Here is a 21,711-nt window from a genome sequence, read left to right on the forward strand (position 1 = left end):
CACCGGGCGGAAGTGCTCGGTGCAACCGTCGCGGTCAACTCCGCGGAGCGGACCACGCTTCCCACAGCTCCGCGTACCGACCCCCGAGGTTGACCAACTCGTCGTGAGAGCCGTGCTCGACGACGCGGCCGTGGTCCATCACCAGGATCTGATCGGCGTCGACGGCCTGTGAGAGTCGGTGTGCCACTGTGACAGCAGTGCGACCCCGGGTCAGAGCGAGAGCGGCATCGTCGAGGACCCTGGCTCCGGCGCTGCCCGCTTCGGCGGTCGCCTCGTCGAGAATCAGCAGCGGCGGATCCAGTAGTTCGATTCTTGCCAACGCAAGTTGTTGGGCCTGTGTTGCGGTCAGCCGGTGTCCACCGTCTCCGACCACGGTTTCGAGTCCGTCCGGGAGAGCCCGCAGCCAATCCGACGCGCCTACGGTATCGAGCGCCGCGGTGATGTCGTTGTCGGTTGCCGACGGGTCGGCCAGCCGCAGATCCTCGGCCAACGTGCCGGCGAAGACGTGGACCTCCTGAGTCACGAGGGCCACCGCGCTCCGAGATGTCGACGGTGGCAGTTCGTTCCGGGGCACCGTCCCGATCTTCACGACGCCTTCGGTCGGTTCGTAGGTTCCCGCGATCAGCTTTGCGACTGTAGATTTTCCGGCTCCGGTAGCGCCCACCAGTGCGGTGACGGTTCCTGCCGGAATGGTGATGTCGATGTCTCGCAGAACAGGAGCGTCGCCGCTTCGGTACGAGAATGTGACGCGTTCCAAAGAAGCTGAGCTGTCGACAGGTTCCTGCGGATCGGTCGGTGCGGATGGCACGGGCGCAAGCGTGACTCCGACCAGGCGAGCCAACGCGATTGTGCCTTCCTGCAATTCGTCGAACACGCTGAGAACCGCGCCCACCGGATCGAAGAGGCGGTGGAAGAACAGGGCTGCGGCGGTGGCGGCACCGATGCTGATCTGACCGTCCTTCACCAGCCAGAAGCCGGTGATCAGCACAGCGGACAGGCCGATGAACTCCGCGATGTTGAGCCGGCCGAAGAACCTGGTGCGTAGACGCGTGGTCAACAAGCTCAGCCGGACGGCCGTCATCGATCGGGATTCGATCTGTTCGAGATGCGGCTGCGCCAGGCGAAGCGATCCGACGGTGTCGGAGTTGCTCAGCGAGTCCAGGAGCTGTTGCGCACGTGCACCTTCTGCCTCCCGCTCCTCGCGGTAGACCGGTGCCGACCTCGAGAGGTACCAGCGCAGCGCCTGGATCTGGATGGGTTCCGCGATCACCGCGGCGACGGCGAATCTCCAATCGAGGCTACCCAATCCGATCAGGGTCAACACGATGGTCAGTGCCGCGGTGGCAAAAACCGGAAGTGCTTCGGATACGGCCCGGGTCACCAACCGCACGTCGCCGGTGATGCGGGAGACGAGATCTCCGCGCCCGGCCCGTTCGACGTCGCTCTGCGGAAGGTCGAGAACCCGGACGACAACTTCTTCGCGAAGGTCGGCGACAACGCGCTCGCCGACGCCGGCGAGCAGGTAGTTGCTCACTCCGACGAGAAGGGATGAGGCAACCGCGATACCGACCAACGCGAGAGTCAGTGTGCCGATGCGAGAGACAGCGTCGCCGTCTGCGTCGGTCACGGCGTCGACCATGGCGCCGAGGACCAGCGGTGTGAGCAGACCGATCGCGGTCGCGGCGGTCAGGGTGACGACTGCTGCGATCGCGGAAATCCGGTGGGGTCCCATCAACCGAAGTGCCGCGCGCCGCGCTTGTTTCGGTGTTGCGGTGGGGAGTAGTTCGTTCACAGCTCGATCACCCGATCGCAGATATCGAGCAGCACGGGGCTGCTGGTCAGAAGTATTGTGGCGTGCGCCCCGCGTACCTCGGCGATCCCGCGAGCAATGCGCGCTTCGGTGACGGAGTCGACGGCAGTGGTGGGATCGTGCAGGACCAGGACGGGAGCTTCGCTCGCCAGTGCCCTCGCCAACGCGATGCGCTGACGTTGACCGCCGGACAAAGAATTCCCTTGCTCGGTGACTCGGGTTGCGAGGCCGAGCGGCAGTGCCGAGATCACTTGATCTGCCGCAGCAGCGGCGATGGCCTCGTCGTTGCGGCTGCCGATCGGTGCGAGGGCGTCGATGTTGTCGCCGACTGTGCCGATGAACAGTGCCGCGTCGTGCGGTGCTGCCAGAACGTGAGTGCGAAGTTCGTCGATGTGCAGCTCGTGAATGGCGTTGTCGCCGAGATGAATTGTTCCGCTCGAAGGCTCGATTCGACGCGCCAGTGCGTCGACCAACGCATCCGCCCAGGCGGCATTCTCGGTGACGATGCCGATGATCTCGCCGCGTTTGACGTCGAGATCGACTGGTGACGCTCCGGCCAACACGACGTCGCGCAGCGTCAGGAACTCGGAGTGATTCAGGGACACAGGTTCACCCGCGGGAGTGACAGCCTCGCCGGTCCCGAGAAGTGCTGCGACGCGGTTGGCCGAGGCGCGTGCCCGTGCCAGGCCGGCGCCGAAGTAGATGATGTCGATCAACGGACCGCGAAGGAACTGTGCCAGACCAACCACGGCAACGAATTCACCGACCGAGATGCTCCCGGACGCTGCCATCCGTCCGCCCACGTACGCGATGACGGCGAGGAAAGCGCCGGCGATCGCAACGTTGGCGGCGGAGTACATCGCTTGGTATCTCTGTGCGCGAAGGGTTGCTTCCAACGAAGTCCGGCTGGCTGCCCGATACCGCTGCGCTGCAGCATCTCCGGCGCCGATTCCGGAGAGGATTCGGAGTCCGGAGAGTAGATCTGCGGCTAGCGCGCCGGCCTTGGCGCCCTGCCACTGATCGGTTTCGGCTCGGCGTTCGAGCGGCCGACTGACCACCTGCATGAGAGCCAGCACCGGGGGAGTGCCGAGGATGACGAGCAGGCCAAGTGGCACCGAGATCACCAGTAGCGAAATCGCGGCGGTCAGCACTCCGCAAGCGGCCGCAAGTTTGGTGCTCAGCGTGTGCGTGAATCCGGCCACCGAACCCGCGTCGGATGTTGCAATCGAGTAGACCTCGCCCGGCATACGCCGCGGCGACATGCCGTGCGGATCGAGGCCTCGGCGCGCGATGTCCATCCGCAAGCGATGTGCTCCGTGCTCGGTGACGGAATCGGAGATGCGCGCCGCGAAGCGCCAACTGAGCAACAAGCCGGTGAAGAGAATTCCGAGAACGAGGATCCACTTTCCGAGTGCGGCGGCATCGTTGGTCGCCACAGCACGGTCGATGACCGCACCGATCACCACCGGCACCAACGCTTCCGCGACCTGGTGGCCGGTGAAGCCGACGGACGCGGCCGCCAGCTTGGCTCCGCGACCTTCGGAAGCGATCGCGCGTGTGATTACCTGACGCGGCGTGATCGCCGGGCTGGTTGGGGGACCGTTTGTCTCGGCCGAAAGAAGTGGTGTCGAAGGCACTGGGTCCACGCTAGGGATCGTGGGCGGTAGTCAGAAGTCACACCGGTGCCAATACTTGTCGTGAACAGGCCATACGTATTGCGTTGGCCGAATTGCGATAGTAGTTGGCCCCGTTGCAGCGGAGAAGGCATCGACTCATCGACGACACTGCAATAAATTAAGGTCTACCTTACTTAGCACGGGTTAACTATGTCCGGAAGTCGGATGGATCCTCGTGTTCGGGTCCGGTTCATGTTCCATCGATGTTGGAGATTGTTGTGAGTCTTGTGTTCGGCGAGGTACTTCACAAGGAGTACGTGACCCCGGGAATGGTTCGTATCGTGTTCGGTGGGGAGGAGCTGACCGCCTTCGAAACCACCGGTACCGGTGACGAATACCTGCGCCTCCACTTCCCGGTCCCGGCTACAGGCAAGTTCGTTCTTCCGGCGGAAGATCCGGATGCACCGCGCGGTTGGCGATACCCGGAGGGAGAGGAACCGTCCCCGTGCCAGCCGTACACCGTGCGACGGTTCGATTCCGAAACCAGCTGCATGACGATCGACTTCGTCGTTCACGAGGGTGGTATCGCCAGCGACTGGGCGCAGAAGGCCGAGATCGGTGACAAGTTGGCGATCGGCGAGTCTCGTGGCCTCTACGAGCCCCCGGCCGACGCACGTTGGCAGGTGTTCGTCGCCGACGCGACTGGACTCCCCGCACTCGGGCGCTTGATCGAACAGTTGCCCGCCGGGATGTCGGCCAAGGCGATCGTCGAGGTGGTGGACGAGTCTCACAAGCAGCAGATCACCTCGTCGGCCGACGTCGAGTTCATCTGGCTGGTCGGCAGTGGCAACGGTGTTGCACCGTCGAAGTTGCCGGACGCGGTTCGCGCGATGAACCTGCCCACCGAACTCGGATACGTGTGGGTTGCAGGCGAGAGCACGATGCTCCGTGACATCCGCAAGTACCTTCGCCACGAACTGAAGTTGCCGGGTGAGCAGTACAAGGTCATCGGCTACTGGACGTACAAAGCCGAGGTGTGGAACGCGAAGTACGAGGCCCTCGACGAAAGTGTCCGCGCGGCACTCGATGCGGTCTGGGAATCGGACCGCGACGAGGAAGAGATCCGCGACGAGGTCGAGAAGACTCTAGAGAGCGCCGGCTTGTGACCGTTGGATTCGACAAGAGTGCTGTCGACAGCGGTGCGGCGGACAAGAGCGCAGTCGACAAACACACCGAAGAACTGATCGACGAGTCGCTGCACGAGAAGCAGAAGCAACCGGACGGGCTGGTATCGACCAACTCTCGTCGTATGGCGGGTCTTCTGGTGTGCCTGGTGGTGCTCGCCGCCGTGCTCCTGCTGAGTATCGCGGTGGGATCGAAGACCATTCCGTTCGGCACCGTGATCGACGCGCTGGTGAACTACGACGATTCCAATGATCATGTGATCATCCGTGATCTGCGGCTACCTCGTACTCTGCTCGGTCTGATAGTCGGTATGGCACTGGGTGTGGCCGGTGGCCTCATCCAGGCGATGACACGAAATCCCTTGGCTGATCCCGGAATTCTCGGTGTCAATGCCGGCGCGGGCTTCGCGATGGTCGTTGCCGTCGCGGTCTTCGGCTTGACCAGCATCTGGTCGTACATCTGGTTCGCTTTCCTCGGAGCGGTGATAGCCACGGCGATCGTCTACACGCTGGGCTCGATCGGTCGAGGTGGTGCGACGCCCATTCGGCTGACGCTTGCCGGTGTTGCCATCGGCTCCGTGCTCGGCGGTATCTCGTCCGGGATCACCTTGCTCAACCCGACCGCCTTCGACCAGATGCGCCAGTGGAATGCCGGCTCACTCAGCGGGCGTTCGTTGGAAATCGTTCTCGCCGTCGCACCGTTCATTCTCATCGGGCTCTTCCTGGCGCTCGCGTTGGCGCGCCAACTCAACGCGGTGGCCCTGGGTGACGATCTGGCACGTTCGCTCGGTGCCAACATCACTCGTACTCGCATCCTCGGTGTCATCGCGGTGACATTGCTGTGCGGCGCGGCGACAGCTGCGGCCGGGCCGATCGGATTCGTCGGATTGATGGTTCCGCACGTCGCGAGATGGTTCGTCGGACCGGATCAGCGATGGATTCTCCCGTACACGTTGGTGTGCTCGCCGATTCTTCTTCTCTTCTCCGACGTCGTCGGCCGAATCGTGCTGCGCCCGGGTGAACTTCAGGTCGGCATCGTCACGGCCTTCATCGGCGCTCCGGTGCTGATCATGCTGGTGCGTCGAAGCAAGGTGAGCGGTCTGTGAGCATCGATTTCGGGCGCGCCACCACGGTGGTGCGCTCACCCAAAGAAGGCTGGTCCGCGCGGATCGACGTCCGCACGGTCACAGTCTGCCTCGTCCTCGTTGCGCTTGCATTGGCCATCGGTGTCATCGCGCTCGGTAGTGGTGACTACCAAGTGCCGATCGGGGACGTCCTCGGTGCACTGTTCGGCGAAGCCCCCGCGCGTATCCACATGGTCGTCGTGGAATGGCGTCTGCCCCGAGTTCTGTTGGCGCTGATGCTCGGTGCGGCGCTCGGTATGAGCGGTGCGATCTTCCAATCGCTGACCAGGAACCCGTTGGGTAGCCCGGACATCATCGGCTTCAACTCCGGTGCGTACACGGGCGCTCTGGTGGTCATCCTCCTCATCGGTGGTACTTACTACGAGATCGCAGTCGGTGCTCTGGTGGGCGGAATCGCCACCGCAGCAGTTGTTTATCTCCTTGCGTACAAGCGAGGTGTGCAGGGATTCCGGTTGATCATCGTCGGTATCGCCATCAGCGCGATGTTGGGCTCGGTCAACACCTGGATGATCCTCAAGGCGAAACTTGACGACGCCATGGCTGCCGCAGTGTGGGGTGCCGGTTCGTTGAACGGACTCGGCTGGACTCAGGTGTGGCCGGTGGTCGTCGTGCTGGCCATCCTCGTTCCGCTGATCCTGGTGTTGGGCAGGCGGATGCAGATGCTCGAGATGGGCGACGACGCCGCCAAGGCGCTCGGCGTCCGGGCCGAACCCACGCGGCTTTCCCTGGTTGTTCTCGGCGTCGCCCTGACGGCCATGGTGACAGCAGCGGCCGGTCCCATCGGGTTCGTCTCGCTGGCGGCTCCGCAGTTGGTGAGGCGATTGACCGGTAGTGCCGGAGTGACCCTGCTGCCGTCGGCAGCAATGGGTGGCGCGTTGCTGATGGTCAGCGACTGGGTGGCGCAGCGAGCTTTCGCGCCGACACAGTTGCCGGTCGGCGTCGTCACCGTCTCCATCGGTGGCATCTATTTCGTATGGCTTCTCGCGCGAGAGGCACGTAAGCAGTGATCGGTGAAGGAACGAGGAACAGCGTGAACGAGACAAGTACGGCCGCCGTCGTGGTCGAAAGGACGAATCGGCTTCGCGCCGAGGACGTCACGATCGGTTACGACAAGCGCGTCATCTCGGAACACCTCGACGTCGAAATCCCCGACGGTGGCTTCACCGTCATCGTCGGTCCCAATGCCTGCGGCAAGTCGACGCTTCTGCGTGCGCTGTCCCGGTTGCTCAAGCCGACCACCGGCAAGGTCCTTCTCGACGGCAAGGCGATCACGTCGTACCCGGCAAAGGAAGTTGCGAGGCGACTCGGGCTTCTGCCGCAGACGTCGATCGCGCCGGACGGAATCAAAGTCGCCGATCTGGTTGCGCGAGGGCGTTATCCGCACCAGAAGCTGATCCGCCAGTGGTCCCGAGAGGACGAGGCCGCCGTCATCAAGGCGATGGAAGCAACCAAGGTCACGGATCTGTCGGCCAGGCCGGTCGACGAACTGTCCGGTGGTCAGCGCCAACGTGTCTGGGTAGCTATGGTTCTCGCGCAGCAGACTCCGTTGGTGCTACTGGACGAGCCGACGACGTTCCTCGACATCGCGCACCAGATCGAGCTGCTGGAACTCTGCCGCGATCTGAACGAGAACGACGGACACACGCTGGTGGCGGTGCTTCACGATCTCAATCACGCGTGCCGCTACGGAACTCACATCATCGCGATGAAGGACGGCGCGGTGGTCGCCGAGGGCCCGCCCGCGGAGATCATCACCGAAGAACTGGTGCAGGAGGTGTTCGGCATGGCGTGCCGCATCATCGACGATCCGGTTTCCCACACACCGCTGGTCATTCCGCTGGGACGCGAGCGTCAGCGAAACATCGAAGGAGCAAAGGTATGACACTCGTCCTGGATGCGCAGGTTACCGACACGGAGTGGGCTCAGATCGTCGACCGCATTTCGCGACGCCGATTCTTCGGTGGCGCAGCTGGTGTGGCTGCAGCATTGGCGCTGAGCGCCTGCGGAAGCTCCGATGGCGAATCCGACTCTGCCAGTGACACTCTCCCGTACACGTGGGCCGAGTTCAGCGGCGACGTTCCGCGCGACCCGAGGCGTGTGGTGGTGCTCGACGGCCGCGTCGACCTCGAATTCGCGATGATGATGGACTACCCGATCGTCGGATCGGGCAACTTCTGGTTCCCCGACGCCAAGGCAGGATTCCAGTTTCCCGGCCGCACCATCGAGGACGCGAGCTTCGTCAACGTCGCCGGCGACTTCTCCACCAACTTCGAGGCTCTGCTCGCTCTCGAGCCCGATCTGATCGTCATCACTGCGATCGGATACACCAGTGACTGGTACGGCACCGAGCGCTTGTCTTCCATCGCGCCGCTGTTGGTCGTCGGCGACGACGTCGAACCGATTGCCGGGCACCCGGTCGACTGGCGAGGTGCTCTGATGGCGCAGGCGAGCCAGCTCGACCGGGTGACGATCGCCGAGGCTTCCATTGCGGGGTACGACGACAAGCTCGCGAGACTGCGACCGATGTTGCAGGAGAAGCTGGGCGGAAAGAAGATCGTGTTCGGCGTTCAGACGCCGACGGGCTTCCTTGTGCATCAGCGGAATCTGCGAATCAGTGTTGCACTCGATGCCGGCCTGGACGTGCTTTTCCGTGACGACGACAATGCAGAGAACTCGTTCGAGTTGTCGTTCGAGCAACTCGACACCTTGGCTCCGGCGGATGTGATCATCGCCCAAGCACGCGATCAGGAAGCGCTCGACGCGATCAAGTCGCAGCCGACGTGGCAGCGGTTGCCTGCAGTTCAAGCGGGCAACGTGTTGACCAGCGACGCGCGATACAACCAAGGATTTGCGCTCACCGCGGCCATCTTCCTCGACGTTCTCGAGGAAGCGGCCGGACGAATCACTGCTGGGCAGTAATTCAGGCGACGTTGCGGGCCTGGTCGAGTAGTTGTGCAACCTGCTCGAACCAGGCGCCGTAATTGGCGTAGGTGTTGGGACGCTTGTCGTCGAAGTCGATCACCTGGTTCGCGGTCACCGCGGGCAGCTTGACGAACACGGGTGATGCCGCGAATGCCTCTGCCGACTTCGCGAACTGGAACACGATGTCCGCCGGATAGTCCGGTACCTGTTCCCAGCTGAGATCGGCCCAGCCCTTGTCGCCTCCCGGACCGGTGAACTTCACGCCCAGTTCCTTCAGGTACCCGAACTGAGCGAGCGCCGTTGTGCCTGCGTACAACTCGGAGCTGTCACCGTTCAGGGCGAGGACTTCGATGTCGTCGACCTTGGCCGCAGCAGTTCGGATGCGCTCTGCACCGGATTCGAATGCTTCCTTGCCCTCGCGTGCTGCGGCTGTGTCGGTGTTCCCGCCGAGTGCTTCGGCGAGTGAGGCGTACTCGTTCAACACGTCCGGTGTCGAGGCTCCGGAGAACTTGACGCCGACAAACGGTGCAACATTGTTGACGGTCTTGCCCATCGGCTCGTCCCACCAAGTCCATCGTGTCGGGTCGTCGCTGTTGCCGTACCCGATGACCAGGTCTGGGTCCAGCGCCGCAAGAGCTTCCGCGCTGAGTTCACCTTCACGGCCGACGACGGTCATCGTCGACTCGTCAGCGCGATCGGTGACGTCTGGATTGCCGACGCCGTAACCGAAGATGCCGACCGGCCGAATGCCGTAGTCCCACAGAGCCGCAGCGGAGTACGCGTCGACGACGATCCGCTCCGGGGCGTGGTCGAGGGTGATCGTGTTTCCGTATCCCGTTGTGTAACTCCAGGACTGGTCGGCAGACCTGGTCTCGGTAGAGGGCGCTGCGTCGCTACTTCCGCAACCGGCGAGTAGGAGCGTGGCGACGGCGGGTAGTGCGGCGAAGCCGGCGAGCCGGCGATTGATTTTCATGAGAACCTTCCGAACATGGCGAAATAAGCTAGGTAAGCCTAACCTGACATGTCATTCGGGTGTTCTCGGGGTCAGTTGCCCTGCCACATCTGAAGCCATTCGCTCCAGGACGGGGGAGTGATCGTTGGTCGAGGTGTTCCGCCACGAAGTCCGTCGAGCATGAAGTCGAGATAGCGCGTGTGTATTTCGGTGGCTCGATCACCCTCGATCGGCAGAGTCGGCCGCAGATGCACTGTCATGAGCATGACGTCAGCAGCAGTGAAGTCGGGCGGGACTTCGCGAGCGTCGATGCAGACGTCGACCATCGATTGCAGTGCGGCCTCCAATTCTTCGGCGGCACGAGTGACTTCGGCGTGTTCAGGTAACTTGCCGCCGAGGACCGGAATGAGCGGTCCCACTGATTCGGTGAGATATCGCGAGAAGAACGTCTTCAATACGGCTTCATCGGTTTTCGCGGTGCTCATGCACTCTCGGGCGAGGGTGGCGAGGTGGTCGATCGCCCAGACGCGCAGGGATTGCGCCAGTTCCTCCTTGCCTCGGTATCGGCGATAGATGCTGCCTACTCCCACTCCGGCCCGGGTGGCAATTGCCGATACCGGTGCATTCCAACCCTGTTCGGCAAAAATCTCGCGCGCTGCTCGCAGTACGGTGACGTCGTTGTCTGCGGCTTCTCGGGCGCGTCCGGGGAGGCTCGCATTCTCTTTCGCCATTCCCACAGGCTAGCAATGCATGGTTTACTCAATCGGAACGGAGTGTTCCGTTCCGATTCGATTCATGATTGGAGGAAGGTGTCGATGACAACCTTGGCGGAGGCGCCCACGCGATCCGGGAGCCGGGTGATCGCCGCGCTTGCGGGGGCGGTACTCGTCTACTCGCTCATGCAGACCATGCTGGTACCGGCGTTGCCGGTGTTGGGTGAGCATTTCGACACGTCCGTGGCGGTGACCGGCTGGATCCTGACGGCGTACCTGTTGGCGGCCGCGGTGATGGCTCCGATAGTCGGCGCGATGGGTGACCGATTCGGCGACAAGCGAGTCCTGGTGATCGTCCTGATCATCTTCGCTCTCGCGACATTTGCCGCGGCAGCCGCCCCGAATATCGGGGTGCTGCTTGTCGTTCGAGCTGTCCAGGGAGTGAGCATGGCGAGCTTCCCGCTTGCGATGGCAGTACTGCGGAGAACGGTAGTAGGTCCCGAGTTGTCTTCAGGGATAGGTTGGCTCGCTGGGACTTTGGGAATCGGTGCCGGAAGTGCACTGGTGATCGGCGGTGTCATCCTCGAGTATCTCAGTTGGCAGTGGTTGTTCGTGATCACCGGGATCTTGATCGTGCTCGCATTGGTCGCAGTGGTGGCCGTGGTTCCGGGCTCGCATCGCCGCCCGGGTATGCCGACGGACTGGGCCGGTGCCGGCGCTCTGGCGTTCGGATTGGTGAGCCTGCTATTGGCGATCACGAAAGCCTCCGACTGGGGAGTTTTGTCGCTCGGATTCTGGGGTCTGGTGGTAGTCGCGTTCGTTTCGTTCGCGACACTGATTGCCGTCGATTCCCGCCACGACGCGCCGATCGTCGACATGCGAGTTTTTCGGGACAAGCCGATGATGATCACCAGCGCACTCACCCTGGTGTTCGGGTTCGTGCCGTACATTTTCTATCTCTGTCTGCCGCGGATCCTCCAGGCGCCGGAAACGTCCACGTATGGAAGCGGATTCACCGTTGTGCAGACCGGCTTGGCGCTCTTGCCCGCCGCTGTCCTCGTCTTTCTCGGTGGCCGCTTGACGCCGGCTCTCGCGCGGCGATTCGGGCCGCGGGTGCCCGCTGTCATAGCGCTGGCCCTCATGGCGGCGGGCGCAGTCGGACTCGCGATCTGGCCGAGTTCGGTGGTTGCGATCGTGGCGTTCTTTTCCCTCGTCGGATTGGGGAACGGCGTGGGGTTCGCGGTCTGTGCTCTGTTGGTTGCCTCGATCGTCCCGCCATCGGAAATGGCAGCAGCCAGTGGAGTCAACAGTGTGATCAGAACCGTCGGTTCGGCGGTGGGCGCCCCGGTGACCACAGCGGTCCTGGCGATCGGCATTTCCGGCGACTCGTTCGCGCTGGCGTTCGTGATGGGTGCCGTCATCAGTGTTGTCGCCTGTCTGCCGGCGATTGCACTTCCAGCGACGAGGACTGCACAAAAGGCGTGACTTATTGTAGGCTCCCCTAATCGAGACAGCGTGTAACTAAAGCGGGGAGAGAAGGATGCGGCAGCAGTGGGGCCTGCGAGCAACGGCACTCGCAGCGACAGCAACGGCGCTTGTCGGTTGCTCCGTGGGCGGCGATGACGCAGACGCATCGGAAACAGGCGAGTCGTCGGCCGTACCTGCACCTCAGAAACTGCTCGCACTGGACGAGTTCGCAGCGCTCAACGCACTCACGCTCGGGGTCAAGCCCGATACGGTCTTCGCCACGCTGCAGTCGCAGGCGGCGAAGGAGATATTGCAGAGTGAGGGGATCGAGGTCGTCGACAAACCGACGTTCTTCCAATCACCAGATGCGGAGCAGATCGCGGCCGTTCATCCTGACCGAATCCTGCTCAGTGATGTCGGCTCGTTGACGTCGATCACCGTGCGGGCCAACGAGATTGCCCCGACGACGGTGCTCGCCTATGCGGCGCCGTGGCGCGAAGTTCTGAATACCGCGGCGACTGCACTGGGTCGAGAGTCCGAAGCTCGCGAAATCGTGTCGAGGCTCGAGGCCAAATTTGCCGAAGTATCCGGAACGGTCGAGGCGCAACCGCAGACACTGTCAGTGCTGGTGGGATTCTCCGGCGGCATCTACACCGTCATCCCACAGTCGCCGATGTCCTCGATCATCGAGGAAGCCGGTTTCGGGCGCCCGCAAGCCGAACTCGACGCGAAGATCGGCCCCAACACAGGTGTTGCCACGTCTTCGGTGTCAGGCGAGGAGGTCGGACAGCACGCGGCGGACGCGATGGTCGTGACCTCGGGCAACATCTACGACGGCGCTCTAGTTCACGCAAATCCACTGTTCAACGAGATCTCCGCAGTGAAGGCCGGACGCACAGTGGACGTGAGCGGTGAACTTTGGTTCGGCAGTTATCCTTTCGCGGTCTACTGGATCCTCGAAGACCTCGAGGCTCTTGCCGATCTCACTCTCACCGGCGCGGAACTCCAAGGCCGCATCGCATCCGACGCCGACGCAGTAACCCGATGGAAGGCGTTCTCGAAATGACGACGACACAGGCTACGAAAGCAGACATTTCATCTGAAGAGGCCGACGCATCACAAGGAGCGACGGCCGAAGCCTCGCAAGCCAAAGCTGAAGCGGCGGCGCACAAGAGCGCGCTTCGCGAACTCCTTGCGCCAGTTCGTACACGGACCACCATCGCGATGGTGATGCAGGTGATCGCCGCGGTCGCGGCCATCGTGCCGTACGTGGCCATCGCCGAGTTGGGTAAGACGCTGATCGTGGGCGGCGACATCGACTCGTCTCGCGTCTGGACGATCGTGTGGGTGGTCGTCTTCGGTCTGGGTATGCGCGCGTTCTTCGGAGGCGGTGCATTGATCGTGACGCACTTCGCCGATGTCAATCTTCAGGCTGTGCTTCGGCGTCGAATCGCAGCGACACTCGGTCGACTTCCACTGGGCTGGTTCACCTCCCACTCGTCCGGAACCGTGCGAAAAGCCGCGCAGAACGACATCTCCGATCTCCACTACCTGGTTGCGCACAGCGCCGTCGAGACCACCGGCGCCATTGCGGTGCCGCTCGTCGGGCTCGGCTACGTGATCTCGATCGACTGGCGTCTGGGACTGGTCGCGATTGCCACCCTCCCGATCTACATGATCGCCTACGCGATGATGACCAAGGACATGGCCGTCAAGTTGAGCCGGATGAATGAGGGCATCGCGGCCATCAGCAACACCATCGTCGAGTTCGTCACCGGCATCGCAGTGGTCAAGACCTTCGGTCAGGACAAGCAGTCACATTCTCGATACCGCGACGCTGCCAAGGCGTTTGCCGTCTCGTACGAGGGCTGGGTTCGCCCGATGCTCCGGACCGAGGCGCTGGCCTCGATTGCGTTGAGCGCACCGGTTGTGCTGGTGGTCAACCTTGGCCTCGGCTCGTGGTTCGTTCACTCCGGATGGGTGTCACCCATCGATGTGCTGACCAGTTCTCTTGTCGCGATGGTGATTCCGGTTTCGGTGACGACCATCGGTTTCGGTATGCAGGCACGCCGTGAGGCAGCCGCCGCTGCGGCGCGACTGATCGCGCTGTTCGCAACCGACGCTCTGCCGGAAACCGATCATCCGAAAAAGCCTGTGGGGAACGAAGTTCGATTCTCCGGAGTTTCCTTTGCATACGACGACGGCGCCGACGTTCTGACCGGCATCGATCTGACGCTGCCGGAGGGCACGGTGACGGCGTTGGTCGGACCTTCGGGTTCGGGTAAGTCGACGCTGGCAACGCTGGTTCCGAGGTTCCACGACGTGCGTGCCGGATCCGTGGCCATCGGTGGTGTCGACGTCAGGGAAGTCGCTACCGACGAGCTGTACCGCCACGTCGGATTCGTTCTGCAGGACGTGCAGCTGGTCGAAGCGACCGTGCTCGACAACATTCGGCTTGCCCGACCGCAGGCGACTTCGGCCGAGGTGAAGGCCGCTGCCGCAGCCGCGCAGATCGACACCCGAATCGAAGCGCTCCCGAGGGGGTACGACTCGGTGGTCGGGGTCGACGCCAGATTCTCGGGTGGTGAAGCCCAAAGAGTCTCCATCGCGCGTGCGATTCTCGCGGACACTCCTGTTCTCGTGCTCGACGAGGCAACCGCTTTCGCCGACCCGGAGTCCGAAGCCGATATCCAAGAAGCGCTGTCGCGTTTGACGGTGGGGCGCACCGTGCTGGTGATCGCGCACCGGTTGGCTTCGATCGTGAGTGCCGATCAGATCGTGGTCCTCGACGCCGGACGGATCGTGGAGAAGGGCACGCACGATCAGCTCGTGGCGAGTGGTTCAACCTATGCCCGGATGTGGGCGAGTCACAGTCGGGCCGACTCGATTGAGCACAGTCGGGCCGACTCGATTGAACGCAACATCGCAGGTAAGTCTGACGCAGCAGGAAAGGCCAACTCATGATTCGCGACCTCTTCCGGATACTCGGCCCGCAGAATCAGGGCCGCTATCGCGAGTTCCTGGTGTGGGCAGTGTTGTACGGCGTGATGCAGGGTTTGGCAGTGGCGCTTCTGGTCCCTGCGGTGCAGGCACTGTTCGATCAGAGCTGGGGCAGTTTCGTTCGGTGGCTCGCCGCCATGGCCGTATGCGCTGTGATCAGTTCGATTGCGCACTACCTGCAGGCGATGAAGGGCTTCGAGTCGGCCCTCACTCTGCTGCGGACGATGCATCTTCGTCTGGGAGATCATCTCGTCACTCTGCCGCTCGGCTGGTTCGGCGCCGGCCGACTCGGGCAGGTATCGCAGGTTGCCAGCAAGGGCACCATCTCGGTGATGGGGGCGGCTGCACACCTGATGACACCGATCATCTCCGGAATTGCCAGCCCGGCAACCATTGTCGTGTGCATGTTGTTCTTCGACTGGCGGCTCGGGCTCGCGCTGGTAATCAGCGTTCCGATTCTCTTCGCGGCAGCACGATTTGCCTCGACGATGACTGCCAAGGCCGACGATCGGGCCCATGCAGCGGCCGTCGAATCGAACAATCGAGTGCTCGAATACGCGCGTTGCCAACCGGTCCTGCGTGCTTTCGGACGCACACACGGGGTGTACGAACCGCTCGACGACGCGATCGAAGCGCAACACACTGCGGGTCGTTCACAACTGTGGTTCGTGGTGATCGGGTCCGTGGTCAACGGGATCGCCCTGCAATTCGTGTTCTCTGCCGTGATCATCTTGGGCGCGTTCCTCGCGCTCGGCGGCGACATCGATCCGGTCACGTTGATCGCGCTACTCGGACTGACCGCACGGTTCATCCAGCCGCTGGGTGAGATCGGCGAGTTCGGCGGTGCAATCAGAATGGCACGCAATGAAATCCGGCGAATGTCCGAGATCCTCGAAGTTGAACCAATGGTCGAACCCGATACCAGCGGGACGGCGACGGGGGAGACGGCAGTGCAGTTCGACGCCGTCGACTTCGGATACGCGGACGGTGGGCAGGTTCTGCGAAACATCTCCTTCGACGTGCCACGGAAGTCGTTGACGGCGTTGGTCGGTCCGTCAGGGTCCGGCAAAACCACCGTCACCCGGTTGATCTCGCGCTTCTACGACGTCGACTCCGGTGTGGTGCGTGTCGGCGGCGTCGACGTGCGGGACCTCACGAGTGCCGACCTGATGTCGCAGCTGTCTCTGGTCTTCCAGGACGTGTACCTCTTCGACGACACGTTGATCGCGAACATCCGCCTCGGCCGCCCCGAAGCCACGGACGAGGAAGTCTTCGACGTGGCTCGGATCGCGGGCGTCGCGGAAATCGTCGAGCGGCTTCCGCGGGGTTGGGACACCCGTGTCGGTGAGGGCGGGACGGCACTGTCCGGTGGAGAGCGGCAGCGGGTCTCCATTGCGCGCGCACTCCTCAAACGCGCACCTGTCGTTCTGCTCGACGAGGCGACGGCCGCACTCGATCCCGAGAACGAGGCACACGTGCAGCGTGCGATGCAAGAACTCGCCAGGGAAAGCACACTGCTCGTGATCGCTCACAAACTGTCGACCGTCGTGGCCGCAGATCAGATCATCGTGCTCGGTGACGACGGATCGATCGTCGAAGTGGGAACCCACGAAGTTCTGCTCGCAGCCGGTGGGAACTACGCCGCGTTCTGGAACCAGCGCCACCGTGCGTCGGGATGGCGGTTGGTGGCAAGCTGAGGAGAATGCAGACCGGAAAGAAGACGGGGCGGCCGCCGACGTTGTCGACAACGGACATCGTCGAGGCCGCCCTGGCCGGTGATCTGAGTGAACTGACCATGCCGAGCGTGGCAAAGCGGCTGGGCGTCAGTCATTCTGCACTTTATCGCTACTTCGCAGACCGCGAAGCGCTGCTGCGTGCCTGCTCGGATCATGTTGTGCGTCAGACTGTATGGCCCGATACGAATCGTCCGTGGCGCGAATTCCTGAAGGATTTCTGCGACGTTCTGTGGTCCTCGTTCGAGCGCTATCCAGGTCTGGCCCAGGTCGGTCTCGCAGTTCCGGGCACGCCGCCGGCGATAATCGAGATCGTGGAGAAACTGGTCGGTTCGTTGACTGCGCAAGGCTTCACACCCCACGATGCGATATTGGCGGTGGACTTCATCTCCGAGGTGACCATGACGCAGTTCGCAATGATGGCGGCGATGGACAAGACCGTCAGCTCCGCCGATTCACGTTCCGCGCGACAGGCGTATCAGGAAAGTTGGAATGCATCGGAGTCGTTGATCGAGGGAATCGGCGACGAATCGACGTGGCACGGGCGAGGTTGGTTGGACGAGAAGATCACGATCATGCTCGACGGCCTGGAAAAGCGTGTTATCGGCTGACATTTCTACTAGCTTTGAGAGTAATGCCCGTTTCGGCGTGTTACAGGCTAATGTGCACACATAGGACGGGTGGTTGCTGCACCGGGAGGCGGGGATCATGGATCTCGAAGCGATTGTTCTCATCCAAAGACTCAAGTACCGATACGCACGCGCCTTGGACACCAAATCGTGGGTCGAATTCGCCGACACTCTGACCGTCGACGCCACCGCGATCTACGGAGAACAACTCAGTTTCGATTCCCGAGATTCGTTCGTCTCCTTCCTCGAGAACACTCTCGGATCACACATCATCACCGAACATCAGTGCGGGCAACCCGAGATCGACGTCGACGGAGACACTGCAACCGGGATCTGGTGCCTCGCGGACACAGTGGTCATCCCCGAAGACGGCATGCTGCTTCGCGGATCGGCCTTCTATCACGACAGATACACCCGCTGCAGCGACGGTGAATGGCGAATCTCCCACACGAGCTACGAGCGGACCTGGGAATCGGTGGTGGCGCTCGCCGACATGCCGAGTTTCCGATTGACGTCCAACAAGTGGGCGCTGCTGCAGCAACCGTCGTTCGGCGACTCGGTAGTTCGCAACGTCTCCTGAGGCCACCCGCGATTAGAGTCGGCTCATGGTTGATGCAGATTTTTCGCTGCCTGACGTACGGACGTGGATTCGCGGTATCCCCGCGCTGACCGGAACTCCGCCGCCCGCGCCCGAGTGTTTTCCGGAAAAGCCGGGGGAGTTGTTCCTCGACTGGCTCCGTGCGGCCGTGGCCTTCGGCGTCGTCGAGCCACACGTGTGTGCGCTCTCGACCGTGGACGGCGACGGTATGCCTGATTCTCGCTTCCTCATCCTCAAGGACGTGACCGAGGGTGGGTTCTGGTTCTCTGGTTCAGCTGCTTCGCCGAAAGGTGTTGAGTTGAAAGAAAATCCGCGAGCATCGCTCGCCTTCTACTGGCGCGAAACAGGCCAACAGGTCCGGATTCGCGGAACGGTTCGCGAGGGCGACGACGCACTTCGACGCCGAGACTTCGTCGAACGCTCCGTCACGGCGAGAGCGGTGGCGACGGCAAGTGAGCAGAGCGAGGTGCTCGAAGACTTAGGGGCGTACGACACGTCGGTGGCCGCTGCGGAAGCAAGAATCAGCGACGACCCAGGGTTCGTGTCGAAGGACTGGCGTGCGTGGTGCCTCGAGCCGGAGTCTGTCGAGTTCTGGCAGGCAGACTCCGGGCGTCGACATCAGCGGTGGTTGTACCGGCGCGGCTCGGACCGAGCATGGACACGAGCAGTGCTGTGGCCCTAAGGGGCAGCTGGGCCCAGATCAGCTCGCGCTGATCTCCGGCGATACGAGGTTGACGACGATCGACTGTCCGCCCAGCTTGGCGTGGATTTCGGGATGTTCGAACCCCGAGGACAACAGGTAGCTGCCGAGCATCGTGAGCAACTCGTCCAGATCCGTCGTGGGATCGGAGGAATGTGCGCTCGAGGGTGAGGCCTGATTTGCGATGAGTTCGGTGTGGGTGAGTCGACCGGCCACTCGAACGGCGGCTACGCCCATCGCGTCGCGACGTACGACGGTACGACTCCGAGTTTCGAGCGTCCTCGATGATTCGCGTGTTGAAGCTGGCACTGAAAGGTCCTCTCCGCTGCTGTGTGCGGCCGTGGTTCGGGCAGGAAGCGGAAACGTGAATGCATCGGATTGCTTGGGTGCGGTCGACAGAAAATCCGCTGTGGCGGTGGCACTGCTGGAACCGTTACCCGTGGAAAGGTTGCTCCCAGAACCATTGCTTGCAGAACCATTGCTTGCAGAACCATTGCTTGCAGAACCATTACTTGCGGAACTATTGGCTCTCGATCCGTTGCCGGAACCGTTGGGGCCCGCTATTCCGTGAGAATTCTTGTCTTCCATTGTTTCGCTCCTGATGCCCGTAAACAGACCGCCGGTTTGCTTAATCGACGCAAACATACCAGGAGTTGGTTTACGGTCACACCCCTTGTGGAGTTCGGCGTTGAATGCGCAGCCACATTGCGAAGCCCCACAGTACGAAGAATGCATAGACCAGATAGAGGATCGCCGAAGGGTAATAGCCGGCTCGGAAAAGAAGCGGAACACCAACGGCGTCGACGCCGATCCAGATGAGCCAGAATTCGGTCCAGCCGCGCGCCATGCCGTATGTCGCGAGGATGGAGCCGGTGAAGATCCAGGCCTCCGCCCACGCTCCGTACGAGCCGAGGAGGTCGAAGATCCAGGCGAAAGCGATTGTGCCGCTGGCCATGACGGCGATCATGGCGACGCGCTCGCGAGTTGTCGCCCAGTGGGGCAGGACTGCGCGACCGGAGTCGCGTGCCCCGCGTCGCCACTGAGTCCACCCGTAGACGCTGACGGTGATGAACAACAACTGACGGCCGGCCTGGCCGTAGAGATTGAGCTCTTGCGGAGTGTGGAAAAGTGCGCCCATGAACACCGTGAACAACAAGGCATTTCCGGCTATACCGACGGGCCACGCCCATACCGAGCGTCGCGCGCCCGCGATCGCGGAGCCGATTCCGAACGCGTTTCCGATGATCTCTCGCCAGAGAATCGTGGCGCTGCCGATGTGCAGTTCGGCGTCGAACAGCGCCTCGATCAGGCTCATCAGTCCGCAGCAGCGACGAGGGGTTCGAGCGTCAGATCCGGGAGTTCCTTCTGGATGTACTGCAGGCGCCACTTGTCACTGACCAGGGCGAGCAGAACACCGTCGGATCGGGTGAAGACCTCCACACCGCGCTGACGGTTCAGTTCGACCTCGGACGCGGCGTCGGTACGGCGAGCCAATGCGTAGCCGAGCGGTTCCATCTTGGCCTCGACGTTGAACTCGGCCTTCATGCGCGCTGCGACGACCTCGAACTGCATCGGGCCGACAGCCGCCATGACGGGGGAGGCGTCGCCGCGGATGTCGTTGCGGAGAATCTGGACGACGCCCTCGGAATCGAGTTGGTCGACAGCACGGCGGAACTGCTTGTACTTGCCGGCGCTTTCGGCGCGCAGGATCGAGAAGTGTTCCGGCGCGAACGACGGAATCGGCGGGAACTCCACCTTCTTCTCGGTGTACAGCGTGTGGCCGGGTGCGAGTGCGGTGGCGTTGACGAGGCCGACGACGTCGCCGGGGAACGCGGATTCGACGGTGGAACGTTCACGTCCGAATACCGTCTGGGCGTACTTGGTCGTGAAGGGCTTGCCGGTTTGGGCGTGTGTGACAACCATGCCGCGCTCGAACACGCCGGAGACGATGCGCATGAACGCCAGACGGTCGCGGTGCGCGGTGTCCATACCGGCCTGCACCTTGAAGACGACCGCACTGAACGGATCGGTGACCTCGCGCGGCTTGCCGCTGAGGTCTTCGCGCCCACGCGGCGGCGGCGCCAATTCGACGAGGGTGTCGAGGATCTGGCGGACGCCGAAGTTGAGCATCGCGGACGCGAAGATCACCGGGGAAGTCTGACCGGCGAGGAACATCTCCTGATCGTGGTCCTGGCCGGTAGCGGAGAGCAGTTCACTCTCCTCGGCCGCGGTCTCCCACTCGGAGCCTTCCTTGGCGAGCGCCGCGTCGGCGTCCATGACCTCTTCGGGGGCGATCTTCGCGCCGCCTGCGGTACGGGTGAAGCGGACGTACTCGCGAGCCTCACCGTCTTCACCGCGCCGCAGCAGTCCGCGGAAGTCGCCGGCGATGCCGACCGGCCAGTACAGGGGGGTCGGTGTGAGGCCGATCCGTTCGCTGATCTCGTCGAGCAGTTCGAGAGGAGTCTGACCGGGACGGTCCCACTTGTTGATGACGGTGATGACCGGAATGCCGCGGTGACGACACACCTGAAACAGCTTGAGCGTCTGCGGTTCGAGGCCCTTGGCAGCGTCGATGAGCATGACCGCCGCGTCGACGGCGGTCAGGACGCGGTACGTGTCCTCGGAGAAGTCGGAGTGACCGGGGGTGTCGACGAGGTTGATGACGTTGATCTGCTCGTCCGGGGTCTCGGACGAGTGGTAGTTGAACTGCAGTGCGGTGGAACTGACGGAAATGCCGCGGGCCTTCTCCATCTCCATCCAGTCCGAGACCGTCGACTTGCGGCCTGCCTTGCCGTGGACGGCTCCTGCCTCCGAGATCTTCTTCGCGTGCAGTGCCAGCGCTTCGGTCAGCGTCGACTTTCCGGCGTCGGGATGCGAGATGACGGCGAAGGTGCGGCGACGCTCTGCCTCGGCGGACAGGCCCTTGGTCGTCGTCGTGACCGCGACCGACCCGCTCTCGGTTGAATCGGGGCCTTCGGTGTCGGACTGGACAGTCGAGTCGGAAGGGACGGTCGAGTCGGACGGGGTAGTCAACGAAGAACCTCTCGAAGTGGGCGTCGGTGCCGGCGACGTGCCGGTGCGCGGACAGGTGGAGAGTGCGGCAGCACAACAGAGAAAGGATACTCGCAGACCACGATGCAATAGCCACTGCGGCGTAACACTCGGCGAACGATCGCTGATTATCCATGTATGTGTGTGTTCGAACACACAGCCATTTGTGTCCTGCGAAGAGTTGCACTGAT

General features: G+C 62.7%; 19 protein-coding genes. 12 read left to right on the forward strand and 7 right to left on the reverse strand.

Annotated features, from left to right (window positions below):
* Positions 1 to 34 precede the first annotated feature (34 nt).
* Positions 35 to 1,792 (reverse strand): ABC transporter ATP-binding protein, encoded by a 1,758-nt coding sequence (locus ATN37_RS03385; RefSeq protein ID WP_064074043.1) that lies wholly within the window; start codon positions 1,790 to 1,792, stop codon positions 35 to 37.
* A complete protein-coding gene (locus tag ATN37_RS03390; protein WP_225320113.1) occupies positions 1,789 to 3,447 on the reverse strand; it encodes an ABC transporter ATP-binding protein in 1,659 nt (552 codons plus the stop codon). Before ATN37_RS03390 ends, ATN37_RS03385 begins: the two co-directional genes overlap by 4 nt.
* A gap of 257 nt (positions 3,448 to 3,704) precedes the next feature.
* Here ATN37_RS03390 and ATN37_RS03395 point away from each other — a divergent pair, with 257 nt between their 5' ends.
* From ATN37_RS03395 to ATN37_RS03415, 5 genes are read left to right on the forward strand one after another with little or no spacing between them, the layout of a single operon-like run.
* Complete coding sequence (locus ATN37_RS03395) at positions 3,705 to 4,592, forward strand: siderophore-interacting protein (protein WP_308125193.1); 888 nt, start codon at positions 3,705 to 3,707, stop codon at positions 4,590 to 4,592.
* The gene (locus tag ATN37_RS03400; RefSeq protein ID WP_003946222.1) at positions 4,589 to 5,716 is read left to right on the forward strand and encodes a Fe(3+)-siderophore ABC transporter permease; all 1,128 of its coding nucleotides are present in this window, start codon (positions 4,589 to 4,591) and stop codon (positions 5,714 to 5,716) included. The genes ATN37_RS03395 and ATN37_RS03400 overlap by 4 nt, the downstream gene beginning before the upstream one ends.
* On the forward strand, positions 5,713 to 6,762 hold the full coding sequence (fepG, locus tag ATN37_RS03405) for an iron-enterobactin ABC transporter permease (protein WP_003946259.1): 1,050 nt from the start codon (positions 5,713 to 5,715) through the stop codon (positions 6,760 to 6,762). Before ATN37_RS03400 ends, fepG begins: the two co-directional genes overlap by 4 nt.
* Positions 6,763 to 6,785: 23 nt before the next feature.
* The gene (locus ATN37_RS03410) at positions 6,786 to 7,637 is read left to right on the forward strand and encodes an ABC transporter ATP-binding protein (RefSeq protein ID WP_050794099.1); all 852 of its coding nucleotides are present in this window, start codon (positions 6,786 to 6,788) and stop codon (positions 7,635 to 7,637) included.
* Positions 7,634 to 8,674 (forward strand): ABC transporter substrate-binding protein, encoded by a 1,041-nt coding sequence (locus ATN37_RS03415; RefSeq protein WP_064074046.1) that lies wholly within the window; start codon positions 7,634 to 7,636, stop codon positions 8,672 to 8,674. Before ATN37_RS03410 ends, ATN37_RS03415 begins: the two co-directional genes overlap by 4 nt.
* Position 8,675: 1 nt before the next feature.
* Here the strand turns inward: ATN37_RS03415 and ATN37_RS03420 are convergent, their stop codons facing one another.
* Positions 8,676 to 9,650, reverse strand: coding sequence for an ABC transporter substrate-binding protein (locus tag ATN37_RS03420; RefSeq protein WP_042448946.1), 975 nt, complete (start codon positions 9,648 to 9,650; stop codon positions 8,676 to 8,678).
* A 71-nt stretch (positions 9,651 to 9,721) separates the two neighbouring features.
* Positions 9,722 to 10,360 (reverse strand): TetR/AcrR family transcriptional regulator, encoded by a 639-nt coding sequence (locus ATN37_RS03425; protein ID WP_030536301.1) that lies wholly within the window; start codon positions 10,358 to 10,360, stop codon positions 9,722 to 9,724.
* 84 nt (positions 10,361 to 10,444) lie between these two features.
* Between ATN37_RS03425 and ATN37_RS03430 the strand changes: the two genes are divergently transcribed.
* From ATN37_RS03430 to ATN37_RS03460, 7 genes are all read left to right on the forward strand, one after another.
* Positions 10,445 to 11,827, forward strand: a complete 1,383-nt coding sequence (locus ATN37_RS03430) for an MFS transporter (RefSeq protein ID WP_047270341.1) — start codon at positions 10,445 to 10,447, stop codon at positions 11,825 to 11,827.
* 55 nt (positions 11,828 to 11,882) lie between these two features.
* Entirely contained in the window at positions 11,883 to 12,875 is a 993-nt protein-coding gene (locus ATN37_RS03435; RefSeq protein WP_166502528.1) for an ABC transporter substrate-binding protein, read from the forward strand.
* Entirely contained in the window at positions 12,872 to 14,773 is a 1,902-nt protein-coding gene (locus ATN37_RS03440; protein ID WP_231915160.1) for an ABC transporter ATP-binding protein, read from the forward strand. The genes ATN37_RS03435 and ATN37_RS03440 overlap by 4 nt, the downstream gene beginning before the upstream one ends.
* A complete protein-coding gene (locus ATN37_RS03445; RefSeq protein ID WP_030536297.1) occupies positions 14,770 to 16,506 on the forward strand; it encodes an ABC transporter ATP-binding protein in 1,737 nt (578 codons plus the stop codon). Before ATN37_RS03440 ends, ATN37_RS03445 begins: the two co-directional genes overlap by 4 nt.
* A gap of 5 nt (positions 16,507 to 16,511) precedes the next feature.
* Positions 16,512 to 17,153: a TetR/AcrR family transcriptional regulator gene (locus tag ATN37_RS03450; protein ID WP_235867843.1), complete on the forward strand. Its 642-nt coding sequence runs from the start codon at positions 16,512 to 16,514 to the stop codon at positions 17,151 to 17,153.
* 97 nt (positions 17,154 to 17,250) lie between these two features.
* The gene (locus tag ATN37_RS03455; protein WP_003946235.1) at positions 17,251 to 17,751 is read left to right on the forward strand and encodes a nuclear transport factor 2 family protein; all 501 of its coding nucleotides are present in this window, start codon (positions 17,251 to 17,253) and stop codon (positions 17,749 to 17,751) included.
* Between the two features lie 25 nt (positions 17,752 to 17,776).
* The gene (locus ATN37_RS03460; RefSeq protein ID WP_042920963.1) at positions 17,777 to 18,451 is read left to right on the forward strand and encodes a pyridoxal 5'-phosphate synthase; all 675 of its coding nucleotides are present in this window, start codon (positions 17,777 to 17,779) and stop codon (positions 18,449 to 18,451) included.
* Positions 18,452 to 18,469: 18 nt separating this feature from the next.
* Here ATN37_RS03460 and ATN37_RS33105 read toward each other — a convergent pair whose 3' ends face one another.
* From ATN37_RS33105 to ATN37_RS03475, 3 genes are all read right to left on the reverse strand, one after another.
* Positions 18,470 to 18,778: a hypothetical protein gene (locus ATN37_RS33105; protein ID WP_306669658.1), complete on the reverse strand. Its 309-nt coding sequence runs from the start codon at positions 18,776 to 18,778 to the stop codon at positions 18,470 to 18,472.
* A 355-nt stretch (positions 18,779 to 19,133) separates the two neighbouring features.
* The gene (gene pnuC / locus ATN37_RS03470) at positions 19,134 to 19,784 is read right to left on the reverse strand and encodes a nicotinamide riboside transporter PnuC (RefSeq protein WP_019744670.1); all 651 of its coding nucleotides are present in this window, start codon (positions 19,782 to 19,784) and stop codon (positions 19,134 to 19,136) included.
* Positions 19,784 to 21,388 carry a peptide chain release factor 3 gene (locus ATN37_RS03475; RefSeq protein WP_135000451.1) on the reverse strand — a complete coding sequence of 535 codons (1,605 nt, stop codon included), beginning with the start codon at positions 21,386 to 21,388 and terminating at the stop codon, positions 19,784 to 19,786. The genes pnuC and ATN37_RS03475 overlap by 1 nt, the downstream gene beginning before the upstream one ends.
* Between the last annotated feature and the right edge of the window lie 323 nt (positions 21,389 to 21,711).

Source organism: Rhodococcus sp. MH15, from assembly GCF_019266045.1.
Lineage (GTDB): Bacteria > Actinomycetota > Actinomycetes > Mycobacteriales > Mycobacteriaceae > Rhodococcus_F > Rhodococcus_F qingshengii.

What these genes read in the sequence shown, in the direction of transcription:
- ATN37_RS03415 (WP_064074046.1), top strand. Translation starts at nt 7,634, where the DNA reads ATGACACTCGTCCTGGATGCGCAGGTTACCGACACGGAGTGGGCTCAG.
- ATN37_RS03420 (WP_042448946.1), bottom strand. Translation starts at nt 9,650, where the DNA reads ATGAAAATCAATCGCCGGCTCGCCGGCTTCGCCGCACTACCCGCCGTC.
- ATN37_RS03425 (WP_030536301.1), bottom strand. Translation starts at nt 10,360, where the DNA reads ATGGCGAAAGAGAATGCGAGCCTCCCCGGACGCGCCCGAGAAGCCGCA.
- ATN37_RS03430 (WP_047270341.1), top strand. Translation starts at nt 10,445, where the DNA reads ATGACAACCTTGGCGGAGGCGCCCACGCGATCCGGGAGCCGGGTGATC.
- ATN37_RS03435 (WP_166502528.1), top strand. Translation starts at nt 11,883, where the DNA reads ATGCGGCAGCAGTGGGGCCTGCGAGCAACGGCACTCGCAGCGACAGCA.
- ATN37_RS03440 (WP_231915160.1), top strand. Translation starts at nt 12,872, where the DNA reads ATGACGACGACACAGGCTACGAAAGCAGACATTTCATCTGAAGAGGCC.
- ATN37_RS03445 (WP_030536297.1), top strand. Translation starts at nt 14,770, where the DNA reads ATGATTCGCGACCTCTTCCGGATACTCGGCCCGCAGAATCAGGGCCGC.
- ATN37_RS03450 (WP_235867843.1), top strand. Translation starts at nt 16,512, where the DNA reads ATGCAGACCGGAAAGAAGACGGGGCGGCCGCCGACGTTGTCGACAACG.
- ATN37_RS03455 (WP_003946235.1), top strand. Translation starts at nt 17,251, where the DNA reads ATGGATCTCGAAGCGATTGTTCTCATCCAAAGACTCAAGTACCGATAC.
- ATN37_RS03460 (WP_042920963.1), top strand. Translation starts at nt 17,777, where the DNA reads ATGGTTGATGCAGATTTTTCGCTGCCTGACGTACGGACGTGGATTCGC.
- pnuC (WP_019744670.1), bottom strand. Translation starts at nt 19,784, where the DNA reads ATGAGCCTGATCGAGGCGCTGTTCGACGCCGAACTGCACATCGGCAGC.